Below are 18,187 nucleotides of genomic sequence, written 5' to 3' on the forward strand. Positions count from 1 at the left end.
CCCGTAAACGGGAGAGGGGGACAATGAAGTGGGTTTATTTATGCGCTTCAACCTTTCCGAATGGGCCCTGCGCCATCGCAGCCTGATCGTCTACGCGATGCTGGTGCTGGCGATCGCCGGCGCGATGTCGTACCTGCGCCTGGGCCGCAGCGAAGACCCGGCGTTCACCTTCAAGGTCATGGTCGTGCGCACGCTGTGGCCGGGCGCGACCGCCGAGGAAGTCTCGCGCCAGGTCACCGAGCGGATCGAGAAGAAGCTCATGGAAACCGGCGAATACGAGTTCATCCGCTCGTACTCGCGGCCGGGCGAATCGCAGGTGATCTTCGCCGCGCGCGACTCGATGCATTCGGGCGATATCCAGCCGCTGTGGTATCAGGTGCGCAAGAAGATCGGCGATATCCGTCCGACCTTGCCCAGCGACGTGATCGGCCCGTTCTTCAACGACGAATTCGGCGACACCTTCGGCAACATCTACGCCTTGACCGGCGAAGGTTTCGATTACGCCGTGCTCAAGGACTACGCCGAACGCGTCCAGTTGGCCCTGCAAAGCCAGACCGACGTGGGCAAGATCGAACTGATCGGCGTGCAGGACGAAAAGATCTGGGTCGAGCTGTCGAACGTGAAGCTCTCGACCCTCGGCGTGCCCGCGCAGGCGGTGCAGGACGCGCTCAACCAGCAGAACGCGTTGGCCCCGGCGGGTTTCTTCGAAACCGCGTCGAGCCGCGTGCCGCTGCGGGTAGGCGGGCAGTTCACCTCGGTCGAACAGATCAAGCAGTTCCCGATCCGGGTCGGCGACCGCACCTTCCGCCTGGGCGATGTCGCCGAGGTGCGTCGCGGGTTCTCCGATCCGCCGCAGCCGCGCATGCGTTTCATGGGCGAGGACGCGATCGGCATCGGCGTGTCGATGAAGCAGGGCGGCGACATCCTCAAGCTCGGCAAGACCCTGGAAAGCGAATTCGCCGCCCTGCAGAAGACCCTGCCGGCCGGCATGCAGCTGCGCAAGGTCGCCGATCAGCCCGCCGCGGTCGAGGAATCGGTCGGCGAGTTCGTGCGCGTGCTGGCGGAGGCGGTGGCGATCGTGCTGCTGGTGAGCTTCTTCTCGCTGGGGTTGCGCACCGGCCTGGTGGTGGCGCTGTCGATTCCGCTGGTGCTGGCGATGACCTTCGCGGTGATGGATTTCTTCGGCGTCGGCCTGCACAAGATTTCGCTCGGCGCGCTGGTGCTGGCGCTGGGGCTGTTGGTCGACGACGCGATCATCGCGGTGGAGATGATGGCGATCAAGATGGAGCAGGGCTTCGATCGCCTGCGCGCGGCCGCGTTCGCCTGGGACAGCACCGCCTTCCCGATGCTGACTGGCACCTTGATCACCGCGGCGGGCTTCCTGCCGATCGCGACCGCCGCATCGAGCACCGGCGAATACACCCGCTCGCTGTTCCAGGTGGTGACGATCGCGCTGTGCGTGTCGTGGATCGCCGCGGTCGCGTTCATCCCGTTTCTCGGCGACAAACTGTTGCCCGATCACGGCGCCGCGGCCGCGTTGCCCAAGCCCGGTTCGCTCGCCGCCCGCTGGCGCGATGCGCGTAGCCGCATGGCCAGGCGCTTGCCGATGTTCGAAAGCGTGCTCGCGCCGAAGGAGCCGGTGGGCCACGCGCACGATCCCTACGAAACCAAGTTCTATGTGCGCTTCCGCGGCTGGGTGACCTGGTGCGTGCGCCGGCGCTGGCTGGTGATCGGCATCACCATCGCCGCGTTCATCGGTTCGATCTTCCTGTTCCGTTTCGTGCCGCAGCAGTTCTTCCCCGACTCGGTGCGTCCGGAACTGATGGTCGACATGGAACTGGCCGAAGGCAGCTCGCTGCGCCAGACCACCGAACAGGCCAAGCGCCTGGAAGCGATGTTCAAGCAGCGCAAGGACCTGGGCAATTACGTCGCCTACGTCGGCACCGGTTCGCCGCGTTTCTACCTGCCGCTGGATCAACAGCTGCCGGCGGCGAACTTCGCCCAGTTCGTGCTGATGCCCAAGACCCTGGCCGATCGCGAAGTCCTGCGCACCTGGATCATCAACGACGTGGTGCCGCATTTCCCCGAGCTGCAATTGCGGGTGACGCGCCTGGAGAACGGCCCGCCGGTCGGTTACCCGGTGCAGTTCCGCGTGTCCGGCGAACACATCGACGTGGTGCGCAAGATCGCCTACCAGGTGCGCGAAAAGATCCGCGCCAACGCGCACGTGGCCAACGTCAATCTGGATTGGGACGAACCCAGCAAGGTGGTGCGCCTGCAGGTCGATCAGGAACGCGCGCGCGCCCTGGGCATCAGCTCGGCGCAGTTGTCGCAGTTCCTGTCCAGTTCGCTGTCGGGCTCGCACATCAGTACGTATCGCGAGAGCAACGAGCTGATCGAGATGCTGCTGCGCGGGCCAGACCAGGAACGTCTGCAGCTGGACATGCTCGGCAGCCTGATGGTGCCGACCAGCAACAACCGCAGCGTGCCGCTGACCCAGATCGCGACCCTGGAGTACGGCTTCGAGGAAGGCATCATCTGGCATCGCGATCGCCTGCCGACCATGACCGTTCGCGCCGACATCTACGACGGCACCCAGCCGGCCTCGGTGATGGCGCAGATCTCGCCGACCCTGGACGGTCTGCGCGCGAAGCTGCCCTACGGTTACTCGATCGAGGTCGGCGGCAGCGTCGAGGACTCCGCGCGCGGGCAGAAATCGATCAACGCCGGCATGCCGCTGTTCCTGTTCGCGGTGTTCACCTTGTTGATGCTGCAGCTGCGCAGCTTCTCGCGTGCGTTCATGGTGCTGTTGACCGCGCCGCTGGGGCTGATCGGCGTGACCTTGTTCCTGCTGATCTTCCGGGTGCCGTTCGGTTTCGTCGCGATGCTCGGCACGATCGCGCTGGCCGGCATGATCATGCGCAACTCGGTGATCCTGGTCGATCAGATCGAACAGGATCGCGGCGAAGGCCATGAGCCGTGGAAGGCGATCGTCGATGCGACGGTGCGACGATTCCGTCCGATCGTGTTGACCGCGCTGGCGGCGATCCTGGCGATGATTCCGTTGTCGCGCAGCGCCTTCTTCGGGCCGATGGCGGTGGCGATCATGGGCGGGTTGATGGTGGCGACCCTGCTGACCTTGTTGTTCCTGCCGGCGTTGTATGCGGCGTGGTTCAAGGTGAAGGTGCCGGAAGAAACCTGAGCCTGAGTTTGTCAGCCTTGCTTGTCTCCCTCTCCCGCGCAGCGGGAGAGGGCCGGGGTGAGGGCACGTGGCATCGCAGAGGCGGCGTCGTCTTGAAGTCGCGCGCGCCCTCACCCCAACCCCTCTCCCGCACGCGGGAGAGGGGCTCAGAGCGGCTTTTTAGTCACGCGTGCTCGACGCTGAAAGCCAACGTCGCCTCGATCGCCCGCTTCCAGCCGGCATACAACCTCTCGCGCTCGTCCGCGAGCATCCGCGGCTCGAAACTGCGTTCGACCTGCCACTGCTGCGCGATCTGCTCGCGGCTTTCCCAGAACCCGACCGCCAACCCGGCCAGATACGCCGCGCCCAGCGCGGTGGTTTCGTTGACCCGCGGACGGTTCAACGGCACGTTGAGAATGTCGGCCTGGAACTGCGCGGTGAAATCGTTGGCGATCGCGCCGCCGTCGGCGCGCAATGCCTTGAGTTCGATCCCGGAATCGGCCTGCATCGCGCTGAGCACGTCGCGGGTCTGGTAGGCCAGTGATTCAAGCACCGCGCGAATGAAATGCTCCTTGCTGGTGCCGCGGGTCAGGCCGAACATCGCGCCGCGCACGTCGCTGCGCCAATACGGTGCGCCCAGGCCGACGAAGGCCGGGACGAAGTACACGCCCTCGGTCGAACGCGCGCGTTCGGCGTAGGCCTGCGAGTCGCCGGCCTTGCCGAGCATGCGCAGCCCGTCGCGCAGCCACTGCACCGCCGAACCGGCGACGAAGATGCTGCCCTCCAGCGCGTACTCGACCTTGCCGTCGATGCCCCAGGCGATCGTGGTCAGCAGGCCGTTGTCCGAACGCACCGCTTTCTCGCCGGTGTTCATCAGCAGGAAACAGCCGGTGCCGTAGGTGTTCTTGGCCATGCCGGCCTCGAAGCAGGCCTGGCCGAACAGCGCCGCCTGCTGATCGCCGGCGACGCCGCAGATCGGCACCGAGTTGTTGAAGAAATGACGCGCGCCGGTGTGCGCATAGACCTCGCTGCTGGAGCGGACCTCCGGCAGCATCGACGCCGGCACCCCGAGCATCTCCAGCAGTTCCGGACACCACTGGCGCTTGTGGATGTCGTACATCAGCGTGCGCGAGGCATTGCTGTAGTCGGTGACGTGGGCCTTGTTCTCCGACAGGTTCCAGATCAGCCAGGTGTCGATGGTGCCGAACAGCAGATCGCCGCGCTCGGCCTTTTCGCGCGCGCCCTCGACGTTGTCGAGAATCCACTTGACCTTGGTCCCGGAGAAATACGCATCGATCAGCAGGCCGGTGCGTTCGCGCACCATCTGCGAATAGCCGTCGGCCTTGAGCTGATCGCAGATCGCCGCGGTCTGCCGCGATTGCCAGACGATCGCGTTATGCACCGCCTGGCCGGTGTGGCGGTCCCACACCACCGTGGTCTCGCGCTGATTGGTGATGCCGATGCCGGCGATCTGCGAGGCGCTGATCTGCGCCTTGGTCATCACCTCGATCGCGGTGGTCTGCACGCTGGCGAGGATCTCGCGCGGATCGTGCTCGACCCAGCCCGGCCGCGGAAAGATCTGTTCGAACTCGCGCTGCGCCACGCCGACCACCGCGCCGCTGCGATCGAACAGCATCGCGCGCGAACTGGTGGTGCCTTGGTCGATGGCGAGGATGTATGACTTGTCCATGGGAGTCTCTCGGAATCGGGAATCAAGGGGGCCAGGATGCTGGGATTCGCTGGTCAGGAGCCGTCGCGACGAATTACGACTCCCGATTCTCGATTCCCCATTCCCGGCTTTTAGCCGTAAACAGCCACGAACGCGAACGCCCCGATCAGTGCGCCAATGATCGGCGCGACCACGGGCACCCACGCATAGCCCCAGTCCGAGCCGCCCTTGCCGGCGATCGGCAGCAGGGCGTGGGCGATGCGCGGGCCGAGATCGCGCGCGGGGTTGATCGCATAACCGGTCGGGCCGCCGAGCGACATGCCGACGACGACCACCAGCAGGCCGACGCCGAGCGGCCCCATCCCGGGCGCCAGCGAATTGGCGCCGACCGCGAGCGCGCCGAAGGTCAGGGCGAAAGTGCCGATGACTTCGGTCAGCACATTGGCCTTGGTATCGCGGATCGCCGGCGCGGTGCAGAAGATCGCGAGCTTGGCGGCGGGATCGTCGCTGACTTTCCAATGCGCGAGATAGGCGAGCCAGACCAGGGTCGCGCCGGCGAAGGCGCCGGCGATCTGCGCGACGACGAAGCCGGGCACCACCGCCCACGACAGCTTTCCGATCGCGCCCAGGGCGATGGTGAGCGCGGGATTCATGATCGCGCCGCTGGTCGGGCCGGCGATGAAGATGCCGATCAACACCGCCAGGCCCCAGGCCGCGGTGATCACCCCCCAGCCGGCGCCCTGCGCCTTGGATTTGTTCAACAGCGCGCCGGCGACCACGCCGTTGCCGAGCAGGATCAGCATGCCGGTGGCGATGAATTCGCTGAGGTATTGCGACATCGGTGTGGCCATTGCGGTGGATCTCCCTGGTGCTGGGTGGTGCTTATTGTTTTGGGTGCTGCTGGGTGGTACTGGGTAATGCGAATGCCGGTGGGTTGTTCTATTTTTCTTATCGCTTATCGCTTATCGCTTATCGCTTATCACCCGACACGCGCGAATCCCCCCAGCCCGTCATTCCCGCGAACGCGGGCTCAGCCTTACTTCGGCGCAGCCGAACATCCAGTGCCTTTCGTGCGAGAACGCATGAAGTCTTGCAGTACAAAGTCGCTGGATGTTCGGCTGCGCCGAAGTAAGGCTGAGCGCGTCTTCGTGGGAATTACGGACAATTGGTCGATACATTGGCGGGGATATTGAAACACCCGGCATTCCGGCAGGTTCGTATCGACCTGTAGGAGCGGCGCAAGCCGCGACCGCGACATCACGGTTACGACGCAATCGCGAGGTCGCGGTCGCGGCTCGCGCCGCTCCTACAGGGGATGACCGTGGCTGGCGTGGAAGCGGGTTCATGCGTCGCCAACGCGTTGCGCCACGTAGCGCTGCAAGGCTTCGCCTTGCGCCGGGCTGAAGCGCAAACCAAGCTTTGACCGGCGCCACAAAATATCCTCCGCCGTCCGCGCCCACTCGCAATCGATCAGGTAATCCACCTCGGCGCGATACAGATCCGCGCCGAAGCATTCACCCAACTCCTCCAGACGCACGCAACTCTCGACGATGCGCAACGCGCGGCTGCCGTAGTTGCGGCACAGCCGCAAGGCCAGCGCATCGGGCAGCCACGGGCGGCGCAGGCTGAAATCCTCATGGAAGGCTTCGAAGTCCGCGCCGGGCAGATCGCCGCCCGGCAGCGGCGCGTCGCCGGTCCAGGCCGCGCGCGGCGCGCCGAACAGCGGCGACAAGGTGTCGCAGGCTTCTTCGGCGAGCTTGCGCGAGGTGGTCAGCTTGCCGCCGAAGATATTGAGCAGGGGCGCGCCCTCGCGGTCGAGCAGCAGCAGGTAGTCTCGGGTGATCTCCGAGGCCTTGTCGCTGTCGTCGTCGAGCAAAGGACGCACGCCGCTGTAGGTCCACACCACATCGCTCGGCTGGATCGGCTGCTTGAAATAGCGCGAAGCCGCCTCGCACAGGTAGGTGGTTTCGCTGTCGTCGATGCGCGGCGCCGACGGATCGGCCTGGTAGTCGACATCGGTGGTGCCGATCAGGGTGTAGTCGTGTTCGTAGGGGATCGCGAACACGATGCGCCGGTCGGGCTGCTGGAAGATGTAGGCGTGATCGTGATCGAACAGCCTGGGCACGACGATGTGGCTGCCCTTGATCAGGCGCAGGTTGTGCGAATGCGCGACGTGCGCGACCTGGTCGAGGAAGCTCACCGCCCACGGGCCGGTGGCGTTGACCAGGGCGTGCGCGCGCACGCGGCGGGTCGCGCCGTCGGCGCCGCGCAGTTGCACGTCCCAGTGGTCGGCGCCGCGTTGCGCATGCACGCAGGCGGTGCGGGTCAGCACGCGCGCGCCGCGTTCGCTCGCGTCCATCGCATTGAGCACGGCCAGGCGCGCGTCCTGCACCCAGGCATCGGAATAGACGAAACCGCGGAAGAATTCGTCGCGCAGCGGCCGTCCGGCGATGTGCTTGCGCAGGTTGACCGAGCGCGAACCCGGCAGGTCGCGTCCGCGCCGGCCGCCGAGGCGGTCGTACAGGAACAGGCCGATGCGGATCATCCACGCCGGGCGCAGATGCGGCTGATGCGGCAGCACGAAGCGCAGCGGCCAGATGATGTGCGGCGCCATCCGCAACAGCCGCTTGCGTTCGGCCAGGGCCTTGCCGACCAGGGCGAACTCGAACTGTTCCAGATAGCGCAGGCCGCCATGGATGAGCTTGGTGCTGGCGCTGGAGGTGTGCGAGGCGATGTCGTCGCGTTCGCACAGCAGCACCGACAGACCGCGGCCGGCGGCGTCGCGCGCGATCGCCACGCCGTTGATGCCGCCGCCGACGATCAGCAGATCGACTTCGGGCAGATCGACAACGGGCTCGACGGCGCCAGGCTGGTCAACAGCGGGCGGGTCGACGCCGGATACTTCGTGCTCGGTCATGCGCTCCCGCGACTGGCTGCGGGTCGCGCGTCGCCGACCCAGGACACATCAGGATGATGGCATACGGTTACCGCGCGATTGTTGCCTGGGTTCACATCAATGGCGGGTGAGGGGATTGTGTCGGATGCGCGGGACGCGACGCCGCGGGCCAGGCAAAAAAATCCCGGTGCCTCTCGGCACCGGGAAGGGGTATACCACTGCATGGATCGCTCTTATGACGTGCTTGTTTTACAGCGGGGCACTCACGGGGTTTGCTTTTCGATAACGGCGCGGTCGCGTGGTCTGCCGGGCCGGCTCAGTCGCGCAACTCGGCGATCTGGCACGGCAATTCCAGCTGGGCCAGCACCGCCGCGGTGACGTCCGCGGTGGTCGCGGCCTGACCGGCGGGCGCCAGGTCGGCGGTGAGCACGCCGGCGTCCAGGACCGCGGCGACCGCCTGCTCGATGCATTCGGCTTCGGCCTGCAGGCCCAGCGAATGGCGCAACAGCATCGCCGCGCTGAGGATGGTGCCGCAGGGGTTGGCGATGCCGCGGCCGGCGATGTCCGGGGCCGAGCCGTGGATCGGTTCGTACAGGCCGACCTTGCCTTCGCCCAGCGACGCCGACGGCAACAGGCCCAGCGAACCGGCCAGCATCGAGGCCTCGTCGGTGAGGATGTCGCCGAACATGTTCTCGGTGACGATCACGTCGAACGCGCGCGGCTTGGCGATCAGGTGCATGGCCATCGAGTCGACCAGCTGATGCTCCACGGTGACATCGGGGAATTCGTCGCGCGCCAACCGCGTGGCGACTTCGCGCCACAGCCGCGAGGTTTCCAGCACGTTGGCCTTGTCGACCGAGACCACGTGGTTGCGGCGTCCGCGCGCGAGTTGGCAGGCGCGGCGCACGACCCGTTCGATTTCCTCGACGCTGTATTCGCACAGATCGCTGGCGGTGGTTTCGCCGCGCTGCTTCTGGCCGAAATAGATGCCGCCGGTGAGTTCGCGCACCACGATCAGGTCGACCCCGGCCAGCAGGTGCGGCTTGATCGGCGAGGCGCCGAGCGTCGCGGCATGCGGCTGCACCGGGCGCAGATTGGCGTACAGGCCCAGCCCCTTGCGCAGCGCCAGCAGGCCTTGCTCGGGACGCACCTTGGCCTTGGGATCGGACCACTTCGGCCCGCCGACCGCGCCGAGCAGCACCGCGTCGGCGCGGCGGCAGGCATCCAGGGTGGCCGCCGGCAGCGGTTCGCCGGTGGCGTCGATCGCGGCGCCGCCGATCGCGTGTTCGTGCAGATGGAATTGATGGCCGTAACGGGTCGCGACCGCGCGCAGCACTTCGACCGCGGCGGCGGTGACTTCCGGACCGATGCCGTCGCCCGGCAGAACGACGATGTCAGCGCGCATGGGTTTGCTCCTGTGTAGTGTTCCGCGCCGCCTCGCGACGCTGTTCGAAATGGTGGATGGCGTCGATCTGACGCAGCAGATAACCGAGCTGATCGACGCCTTCGATCAGGCAGGTCTGGGCGAAGGCGTCGAGCGGGAACTCGACCGCGCGGCCGTCGGGCAAATGCAGGCTGCGCGTGCGCACATCGATGCGCAGTTCGATCCCGGGTTGGTCCAGCAGCTCATCGAGCAGGTCCTGCGCGACCACGATCGGCAGCAGCCCGTTCTTGAGCGCGTTGCTGCGGAAGATGTCGGCGATCTCGCTGCTGATCACCGCGCGCAGGCCGAGGTCGGTCAAGGCCCACGGCGCGTGTTCGCGCGAGGAGCCGCAACCGAAGTTGCGCCCGGCGACCAGGATCGCGGCGCCGGCGTTGTGCGGTTTGTTGAGCTCGAACTCCGGATTGGGCGAACCGTCGGCGAGGTAACGCCAGTCGTTGAAGGCGAACCGGCCCAGGCCCTTGCGTTCGGTGGTGGTCAGGAAACGCGCGGGAATGATCTGGTCGGTGTCGATATTGCGTTCGCGCAGCACCGCGGTGCGCGAGATCAGTTCGACGAAGCCGGCCTCGGCGGACGCGGCATGGATGGATGCGGACATCACGCGACCTCCTTGATCGACGGGTTGAACGCTGGGTTGAGGTAATCGCGCGGATCGACCACGTGCCCGGCGACCGCGCACGCGGCGGCGGTCAGCGGCGAGGCCAGCAAGGTGCGCGCGCCCTTGCCCTGGCGGCCTTCGAAGTTGCGATTGCTGGTGGACACCGCCAACTGGCCGGCGCCGACCAGATCGCCGTTCATGGCGATGCACATCGAGCAGCCCGGCTCGCGCCATTCGGCGCCGGCCGCGCGCACCACCGCATCGATGCCTTCGGCCTCGGCGTCGCGCTTGACCTGCTCGGACCCGGGCACCACCAGCATGCGCACGCGCGGATGCACGTGGCGGCCGCGCAGCACCTCGGCGGCTTGGCGCAGATCGGACAGGCGCGAATTGGTGCAGCTGCCGACGAACACCACATCGACCGGTCGACCGGCCATCGCCGCGCCGCCGTCGAAGCCCATGTAGGCCAGCGCCTTGGCTTCGTCGGCGTCGCGTCCCTGCGGCAGGCGCGCGTCGATCGCCGCGACCTGGCCCGGATGCGTGCCCCAGGTCAGGGTCGGCTTGATCGCGCTGGCGTCGATATGCACTTCGCGATCGAAGCTGGCGCCGTCGTCGGTCTTGAACTCGCTCCAGCGCGCGACCGCGCGGTCCCAGTCGGCGCCGCGCGGCGCGCGCGGGGTCTTGGCCAGATAATCGAAAGTGACTTGATCGGGCGCGATCAGGCCGGCGCGCGCGCCGGCTTCGATCGACATGTTGCAGACGGTCATGCGTTCGTCCATCGACAGCGCGCGGATGGTCGAGCCGCGGTATTCGATGACGTGGCCGGTGCCGCCGTTGACGCCGATCTCGCCGATGACGTGCAGGATCAGATCCTTCGCGCCGACGCCGGGCGCGAGTTCGCCTTCGACGTTGATCGCCAGGGTCTTGGCGCGGCGTTGCAGCAGGCACTGGGTCGCCAGCACGTGGCCGACTTCGCTGGTGCCGATGCCGAACGCCAGCGCGCCGAACGCGCCGTGGGTGGCGGTGTGGCTGTCGCCGCAGACGATGGTCTGGCCGGGCTGGGTCAGGCCCAGTTCGGGGCCGATCACGTGGACGATGCCGCGGTGTTCGCTGTCGAAATCGAACAGCTCCACGCCATGGCGTTCGCAGTTGCGGCGCAGGGTCTCGACCTGATGCTCGGCCTCGGCGGTGTAGTAGGGCAGACGGCCGTCGTTGCCGGCGGGCAAGGTCGGGGTGGAGTGATCGAGGGTGCCCTTGGTCAGCTCGGGCCGGCGCGGCGACAGGCCGCGCGCTTCGAGTTCGGCGAAGGCCTGCGGCGAGGTGACCTCGTGGATCAGGTGCAGATCGATGTAGAGCACGGCGGGCGCGGCGTCGCTTTCGGGCGCGACCAGGTGCGCGTTCCACAGTTTTTCGAACAAGGTGGTGGGTGTGGTCATGAGTTGAGTTAGTTCGCTTTGGCGTTCGGCTTGAGCATGGTTTGGCTGTTGTCTTTGGCTCCTTCTCCCGCTTGCGGGAGAAGGCTGGGATGAGGGCGCTTTGGCTGTCGCGTTGTTGGATTCGCGGCGATCCTTAGGCCCTCACCCCAACCCCTCTCCCGCAAGCGGGAGAGGGGGCTCGATCAGGCGGTTGCGGCTAGTCGCTTCTGCGGTGCCTGTTGCGTGCGATGCATCCGATTGGCCAACTCCAGCCAGGCCAGCGCGCTGGCCTCGATGATGTCGGTGCTGGTGCCCGAGCCGGTCAGTTCCACGCCGTCCACGCGCGCGGTCACGCTGGCCTGGCCCTGGGCGTCGTCGCCGGTGGTCACGCTGGACACGTTGTAGCTGTCGATGCGCAGCGCCACGCCGGTCGCGCGCGCCAACGCGGCGAACAGCGCATGCACCGGGCCGTCGCCGACCGCGGCTTCGCTGACCGTCGCGCCTTCGGGATCGACCAGTTGCACGCTCGCGGTCGGCAGGCTGCCGTCGGACACGCCGGTGCTGACATGCGCGCGCACCAGGCGATAACCGCGCGCGGCCTTGGCGTCGGCGCCGAGCACCAGCGCTTCCAGGTCGGCGTCGAATACTTCGCGCTTCTTCTCGGCCAAGGTCTTGAACGCCGCGAACACCGCGTTCAAGCGCGCTTCGTCCAGGGTGAAGCCCAAGGTCTGCAGGCGATCGCTCAATGCGGCGCGGCCGCTGTGGCGGCCCATCACCATCTGCGACTGCGCCCAGCCGACGGTTTCCGGATGCATGATCTCGTAGGTGCCGCGATGCTTGAGCATGCCGTGCTGATGGATGCCCGACTCGTGCGCGAACGCGTTCTGGCCGACGATCGCCTTGTTGCGCTGGACCACCATGCCGGTGATGCGCGACAGCAGACGCGAGGTCGGCACCAGACGGCGCGTGTCGATGCGGGTGCCGACGCCGTAGTAGGCGTTGCGCACGCGCAGCGCCATCACCAGTTCTTCGAGCGCGCAGTTGCCGGCGCGTTCGCCGATGCCGTTGACGGTGCATTCGACCTGACGCGCGCCGCCTTCGATCGCGGCCAGGCTGTTGGCCACCGCCAGGCCCAGGTCGTTGTGGCAGTGCGCGCTGAATACGGCTTGGTCGGCATCGCGGACGGTGGCGCGCAGGTATTCGAACAACGCGCGAATTTCGCTCGGGGTGGTGTAGCCGACCGTGTCGGGGATGTTCAAGGTGCGCGCGCCGGCGGCGACCGCGGCGCTGCAGATTTCGGCCAGATAGTCGTGTTCGGTGCGCAGCGCGTCCTCGGCCGAGAACTCGACATCGTCGACGTACTTGCGCGCTTGTTCGACCGCCGCGACCGCGCGCTCGAGCACCTGCTGCTTGTCCAGGTTCAACTTGTGCTGGCGGTGCAGCGGGCTGGTCGAGATGAACACGTGGATGCGCGGCTTGGCCGCGCCTTCGAGCGCGCGCGCGCAGGCTTCGATGTCGCCCGGGTGGCAACGCGCCAGAGTGGCAAGGGTGGAGCCGCGCACTTCGCGCACGATCGCGCGGGTGGCTTCGAGGTCGGCTTCGGAACTGGCGGGAAATCCGGCTTCGATCACGTCCACGCCGAGTTCGCTGAGGGCGTGCGCGAAGCGGAGCTTCTGCGTGGCGCTCATGCTGCAGCCGGGCGACTGTTCGCCGTCGCGCAGGCTGGTGTCGAAGATCGTGACGTGGGGCTGGGCGTCGGTAATGGGCGTTACCGGGCCGGACGGATCGTTCATGCGGGCAGTTCCTCTGTTGCGTCTGAATGCTGCGGGGAAGGGCTTGCTGTGTGCGTCCGCGCCGGTTGGGCCGCGGAGTCGAAGGAAAGATTGGCGAGCTTGTAAATGTCCGCCTCGACGGCGGTGTCGCGGCCGAGCGCTTCGCGGGCGCGGCGGCGCGGACGGCGCGGCGCGCGCGGACGCACTTCCGACAGCAGGCGCGCGAGCACGCCGGCATCGAGATTGCCGCCGGAGACCACCGCGCATTTGCGCTTGCCGGCGATGCGCCGGCCGGCGGCCAGCGCCAGCGCGCCGGCGCCTTCGGCGATGATGTGTTCTTCCAGGGCCAGACGGACCAGGGTTTCGCGCAGTTCGGCTTCGCGCACGATCACCACGTCGTCGAGCAAGGTGCTGAGCACGCGTTCGGTCAGTCGGCCGGGATCTTTCACGCGCACGCCGTCGGCCAGGGTCGCGGCCGGTTCGATCAGGCGGCGATCGCCGCGCAAGGCGCGCGCCATCGAGTCGACGCCTTCGACCTGCGCGCCGATCACCCGCACGCGCCTGGCCGCGGCCGAACCCGACAGCAGTTCCGACTTCAGCGCGATCGCGACGCCGGCGGCCAGGCCGCCGCCGCCGATCGGTACCAGCATCACGTCGGGCGCGAACGCGGCCAGTTCCAGCGCGACCGTGCCTTGTCCGGCGATCACGTCGGGGTCGTCGAACGCCGACAGCAAGCGGTAGTCGTGCTGATCGGCCAGTTCGATCGCGAAGGCCTTGGCTTCGTCGTAGGTGTCGCCGTGCAGACGCACGGTCGCGCCCCAATGGGCGACACCGGCGATCTTGGTCTGCGGCGCGCAGCGCGGCATCACCGTGATCACATTGACGCCCAGGCGGTACGCGGCCCAGGCCAGGCCTTGCGCGTGATTGCCGGCCGAGGCGGCGATCACCGTGCGGTGATCGCCGCGTTCGCGCGCGGCCAGCAGCGCGTTGAGCGCGCCGCGCACCTTGTACGAACCGGTGCGCTGCAGGTTCTCCAGCTTCAGCCAGCAGCCGAAGCGCTCGGCGTGGTGCAGCGGCGTGGGGTCCAGGTAACGGCGCAGCCGCGCCTGCGCCGCCAACAAGTCGGCGGCGCTGATCTGGGCCAGGCTGGCTACGTCGCAGTCCATGATCAGACCGGGGTCAGCCAGGAGGCGTAGCGGCTTTCCTGTCCGCGCACCACGCGCGCGTACAGCGCGGCCAGTTCGCGGGTGACCGGGTTGTCGCCGAATTCGCGGCGGTCCAGCACCGCGATCGCGGTGGCTTCGGCGGCGGTACCGCAGACGAACACTTCATCGGCGTCGAGCAGTTCGTGCAGGGTCACTTCGCGCGATTGCGCCCCGGACAGTTCGATCATGGTGTCGCGGGTGATGCCGGGCAGCGCATCGCGATGATCGACCGAGGTGATCACCGAGTTCTTGACCATGAACACATTGGCGCCGGTGCATTCGACCACGAAGCCCTTGTCGTCGGTGAACAGCGCTTCGTCGAAACCGCGTTGCTTGGCTTCGCGCTTGGCCAGGATCGAATTGACGTAGGCGCCGCTGAGCTTGAGCGGAGGCATCGAGGTGGCGGGATTGCGCTTCCACGGCGAGACGGTCAGGCGGGTGCGCGCGCCGCCCAGATGCACGACCTTGGCCAGGGTCGCGATCATCAGGTGCTGGGTCAGCGGATCGACGTCCAGGCCGATGCTGCCGGTGCCCATCCAGGTCAGCGGACGGATGTAGGCGTCGCGATGGCCGTTGGCGCGCAGCGTGGCGAGCGTGGCCTGGGTCGCGCGTTCGATATCGAAGTCGATGCCGAACATGTCCGCGCCCTTGCGCATGCGCTCCATGTGCTCGGGCAGGCGGAACACCGCCGCGCCGGCGTCGGCGGTGGCGTAGCTGCGGATACCTTCGAACACCGCGGTGCCGTAGTGCATGGCGTGGGTGGTCAGCGGGGCTTCGGGCGCGTCGCCGGCGATGAAGCGGCCGTCGAACCACACCAGGGGTTGATCCGTGGCCGCCGGGATTTCGCCACGCGCGCGGGACTCGGAACGCTCAGTCGCGGTCGAAGCCGTTTCATTGCGCGAAGGCGTGTAGCTGCGTTCGCGAACCGCGGCGGCCGCGAAGCCGCCATGCGCCGCTTCGGTAGCGGCCGGTTGATTGACGATTTCGGTGGTCAGCTGCATGGAGAAACCTCAACGGCAAGACAGTCGTAAAGCTTGGCGAGCTGGCTTTGCAACGCGGTGTCGGCGCGATCGCCTTCCACCGTCATGCGCAGATGCCAGCGATCGCCGTCGGGTTGCGCTTCGCCGTCCACCGACAGGGGACGGAAACCGCGGCGTTCGGCGGCGCCCAGTACGCGAGCCAGCGCGCCTTCGGCCTGGCGCAGGGTCAGTTCAAGCTGGTATCGCATGGGCGTCCTCCTTTTCGGCGGTGGTGGGTGGCGTGAGACTCGTGATGGCATCGGCATCGCCCGCTTCCGGGTCGAGCATCTGCGCGTTGTTGTGATTCGGCGGAACCAGCGGCCAGACGTTGGCGGCCTGGTCGATGGCGACGTGCAGCAGCACCGGACCCGGGGTCTGCAGCATGTAGTGCAGCGCTTCCTCGACCGAGTCGGCGCGGTCGACGTACATCGCCTTGACTCCGAACGCGGCGGCCAATGCGCAGAAGTCCGGGTTGTCGGACAGGTCGACTTCGGAATAGCGGCGTTCGAAGAACAGTTCCTGCCACTGCCGGACCATGCCCAGCGCCTGGTTGTCGAGTAGCACGATCTTCACCGGCAGGCGGTAGCGCGCGATGGTCGCCAGCTCCTGCACGTTCATCAGGAACGAGCCGTCGCCGCTGACGCAGATGACCTGCGCGTCGGGGCTTTCCAACTGCGCGCCCAGCGCGGCCGGAACGCCGAAGCCCATCGCGCCCAGCGCGCCGCTGGTCAGATGCTTGCGCGGGTTGTTGAACTGCCAGTGCTGCGCGACCCACATCTGGTGCTGGCCGACATCGCACGAGACGATGGCGTCCGGCGCCAGTTCCGACAGGCGCCGCAGCAGCGCCGGCGCGTACACGGTTTCGCCGGGCGCGTCGTAACGCGGCGCGCAGTCGCGCTTGCGTTGCAGGCAGGTGTCGCGCCAGGCGCGGCGCGCGCCGCCGTTGCGGGCCTGCAGTTGCGCGGTGACCGGCGGGGTCAGCGCATCCAGCGAACGGCGCAGGTCGCCCTGCACCGCGGCATCGGCATAACGCAGCTTGCCGATCTCGCAGGCGTCCAGGTCCATATGCACCACGCGCGCGTTCGGCGCGAACTCGGCCAGCTTGCCGGTGGCGCGATCGTCGAAACGCGCGCCGACCACGATCAGCAGATCGCATTCCTGCACCGACAGATTCGCCGCGCGGTTGCCATGCATGCCGAGCATGCCCAGGTTCAAGGCGTGCTCGGCCGGCAGCGCGCCCAGTCCCTTCAAGGTCAGCACCGACGGGATCTGGCTGCCCTCGACGAAGGCGCGGAACGACTGCACCGCATCGCCCAGCGCGATGCCGCCGCCGCCGTAGATCAGCGGCTTCTTCGCATGCGCGATCAAGGCCGCGGCTTCGTGATAGGCCGCGTCCGGCGCGGACGCAACCGGGTCGGTCGGCAGCGGCACGTGCGCGGCCAGGTGCGAGGCATCCTGGTTCTGCACGTCCTTGGGCAGATCGATCAGCACCGGACCGGGACGGCCCGAGCGCGCCAGGCGGAAGGCTTCGGCGACGATGCGCGGCAACTCGTCGACGCTGCGAGCGAGGAAGCTGTGCTTGACGATCGGCATGGTCATGCCGAACACGTCCAGTTCCTGGAACGCGTCGGTGCCCATCAGCGAGGTCGCGACTTGCCCGGTGATCGCCACCATCGGCACCGAGTCCAGCATCGCGTCGGCGATGCCGGTGACCAAGTTAGAGGCACCCGGTCCGGAAGTGGCTACGCACACGCCGACTCGCCCGCTGGCACGGGCGTAGCCGTTCGCCGCGAAAGCCGCGCCTTGCTCGTGACGGACCAGAATGTGTTTCAGGTCCGACCCGTGCAGGGCATCGTAGAAAGGCATGATCGTGCCGCCCGGATAACCGAACAGCACGTCCACCCCTTCTGCGGCCAGTGCTTGCACCAGCCAGCGGGCACCGTTCATCAGGCAGCCTCTTCCTGTCGTTCGCCCTGGGTCGCGGCGGGAGCGGCCTGCGCGGCCGCCGGTGTTTTCGGCGCGTTGTCCAGCCACTTCATGTTCGCGCGCAGCTTCTTGCCGACCGCTTCGATCGGATGTTCCAGATCGCCTTGCTTGAGCGCCTTGTAGTTGGCGTTGCCGGCGGCGTATTCGGCGATCCACTGTTTGGCGAAGGTGCCGTCCTGGATCTCGGTCAGGACTTTGCGCATCTGCGCCTTGGTGTGATCGTCGACGATGTAGGTGCCGCGGGTCAGCGCGCCATACTGCGCGGTCTCGCTGATGAATTCGTGCATGCGGGTCACGCCGCCTTCGTAGAACAGGTCGACGATCAGCTTCAGTTCGTGCAGGCATTCGTAATAGGCGACTTCCGGCTGATAGCCGGCTTCGACCAGGGTTTCCCAACCGGCCTGGACCAGCTTGGTCGCGCCGCCGCACAGCACGGCTTGCTCGCCGAACAGATCGGTTTCGGTCTCTTCCTTGAACGTGGTCTTGATCGCGTTCTGACGCGCGCCGCCGATGCCGCCGCAGTAGGTCAGGGCGAACTCTTCGGCGCGACCGGTCTTGTCCTGATGCACGGCGTAGACGCTGGGCACGCCGCGGCCGATTTCGTATTCGCGGCGCACCAGCGCGCCCGGACCCTTCGGTGCGACCAGTACGACATCGAGATCCGCGCGCGGGGTGATCTGGCCGTAATGCACGTTGAAGCCGTGCGCGAACAGCAGGCAGGCGCCTTGCTTGATGTTGGGTTCGATCACGTCGCGATACAGCTGCGGCTGGACCATGTCGGGGGTCAGCACCGCGACCAGTTCGGCTTCGGCGACGGCTTCGGCCGGGGTCTTGACGGTGAAGCCGTCGGCCTTGGCCTTCAGTTCGGTCGGGCCGCCCGGACGCAGGCCGACGGTGACGTCGAAACCCGAATCGCGAAGGTTGAGCGCGTGCGCGCGGCCCTGGCTGCCGTAGCCGACGACGGCGATCTTGGGGCGGGAGGTGGTAGCGGTCATGTCGATGGTC

13 protein-coding genes are annotated in these 18,187 nt (G+C 67.3%); 1 reads left to right on the forward strand and 12 read right to left on the reverse strand.

The window, feature by feature from the left end; all coding sequences use genetic code 11:
• The first annotated feature begins 40 nt into the window (after nucleotides 1-40).
• Nucleotides 41-3,202, forward strand: a complete 3,162-nt coding sequence (locus tag IEQ11_RS04080; RefSeq protein WP_191821708.1) for an efflux RND transporter permease subunit — start codon at nucleotides 41-43, stop codon at nucleotides 3,200-3,202.
• Between the two features lie 163 nt (nucleotides 3,203-3,365).
• Here IEQ11_RS04080 and glpK read toward each other — a convergent pair whose 3' ends face one another.
• The 12 genes from glpK to ilvC all read right to left on the reverse strand — a co-directional run bounded on the left by glpK (nucleotide 3,366) and on the right by ilvC (nucleotide 18,177).
• Complete coding sequence (gene glpK, locus IEQ11_RS04085; protein WP_096413049.1) at nucleotides 3,366-4,871, reverse strand: glycerol kinase GlpK; 1,506 nt, start codon at nucleotides 4,869-4,871, stop codon at nucleotides 3,366-3,368.
• A gap of 110 nt (nucleotides 4,872-4,981) precedes the next feature.
• On the reverse strand, nucleotides 4,982-5,701 hold the full coding sequence (locus IEQ11_RS04090; RefSeq protein WP_228464585.1) for an MIP/aquaporin family protein: 720 nt from the start codon (nucleotides 5,699-5,701) through the stop codon (nucleotides 4,982-4,984).
• A gap of 491 nt (nucleotides 5,702-6,192) precedes the next feature.
• Nucleotides 6,193-7,767: a glycerol-3-phosphate dehydrogenase gene (glpD, locus tag IEQ11_RS04095; protein WP_281439903.1), complete on the reverse strand. Its 1,575-nt coding sequence runs from the start codon at nucleotides 7,765-7,767 to the stop codon at nucleotides 6,193-6,195.
• A gap of 295 nt (nucleotides 7,768-8,062) precedes the next feature.
• On the reverse strand, nucleotides 8,063-9,151 hold the full coding sequence (gene leuB, locus IEQ11_RS04100) for a 3-isopropylmalate dehydrogenase (protein ID WP_191821707.1): 1,089 nt from the start codon (nucleotides 9,149-9,151) through the stop codon (nucleotides 8,063-8,065).
• Nucleotides 9,141-9,785, reverse strand: coding sequence for a 3-isopropylmalate dehydratase small subunit (gene leuD / locus IEQ11_RS04105; protein ID WP_046660125.1), 645 nt, complete (start codon nucleotides 9,783-9,785; stop codon nucleotides 9,141-9,143). Before leuD ends, leuB begins: the two co-directional genes overlap by 11 nt.
• Nucleotides 9,785-11,221 carry a 3-isopropylmalate dehydratase large subunit gene (leuC, locus tag IEQ11_RS04110; protein ID WP_191821706.1) on the reverse strand — a complete coding sequence of 479 codons (1,437 nt, stop codon included), beginning with the start codon at nucleotides 11,219-11,221 and terminating at the stop codon, nucleotides 9,785-9,787. Before leuC ends, leuD begins: the two co-directional genes overlap by 1 nt.
• 182 nt (nucleotides 11,222-11,403) lie before the next feature.
• Nucleotides 11,404-12,993, reverse strand: coding sequence for a 2-isopropylmalate synthase (locus IEQ11_RS04115; RefSeq protein ID WP_191821705.1), 1,590 nt, complete (start codon nucleotides 12,991-12,993; stop codon nucleotides 11,404-11,406).
• Nucleotides 12,990-14,138, reverse strand: coding sequence for a threonine dehydratase (locus tag IEQ11_RS04120; RefSeq protein WP_082124833.1), 1,149 nt, complete (start codon nucleotides 14,136-14,138; stop codon nucleotides 12,990-12,992). Before IEQ11_RS04120 ends, IEQ11_RS04115 begins: the two co-directional genes overlap by 4 nt.
• 2 nt (nucleotides 14,139-14,140) lie before the next feature.
• On the reverse strand, nucleotides 14,141-15,178 hold the full coding sequence (locus IEQ11_RS04125; protein WP_191821704.1) for an aminotransferase class IV: 1,038 nt from the start codon (nucleotides 15,176-15,178) through the stop codon (nucleotides 14,141-14,143).
• Nucleotides 15,169-15,405: an ACT domain-containing protein gene (locus tag IEQ11_RS04130; RefSeq protein WP_036111253.1), complete on the reverse strand. Its 237-nt coding sequence runs from the start codon at nucleotides 15,403-15,405 to the stop codon at nucleotides 15,169-15,171. The genes IEQ11_RS04125 and IEQ11_RS04130 overlap by 10 nt, the downstream gene beginning before the upstream one ends.
• A complete protein-coding gene (gene ilvG / locus IEQ11_RS04135) occupies nucleotides 15,389-17,143 on the reverse strand; it encodes an acetolactate synthase 2 catalytic subunit (protein ID WP_191821703.1) in 1,755 nt (584 codons plus the stop codon). The genes IEQ11_RS04130 and ilvG overlap by 17 nt, the downstream gene beginning before the upstream one ends.
• Complete coding sequence (gene ilvC, locus IEQ11_RS04140) at nucleotides 17,143-18,177, reverse strand: ketol-acid reductoisomerase (RefSeq protein ID WP_191821702.1); 1,035 nt, start codon at nucleotides 18,175-18,177, stop codon at nucleotides 17,143-17,145. The genes ilvG and ilvC overlap by 1 nt, the downstream gene beginning before the upstream one ends.
• Nucleotides 18,178-18,187: the final 10 nt, after the last annotated feature.

Origin of the sequence: Lysobacter capsici (assembly GCF_014779555.2) — a bacterium.
Lineage (GTDB): Bacteria > Pseudomonadota > Gammaproteobacteria > Xanthomonadales > Xanthomonadaceae > Lysobacter > Lysobacter capsici.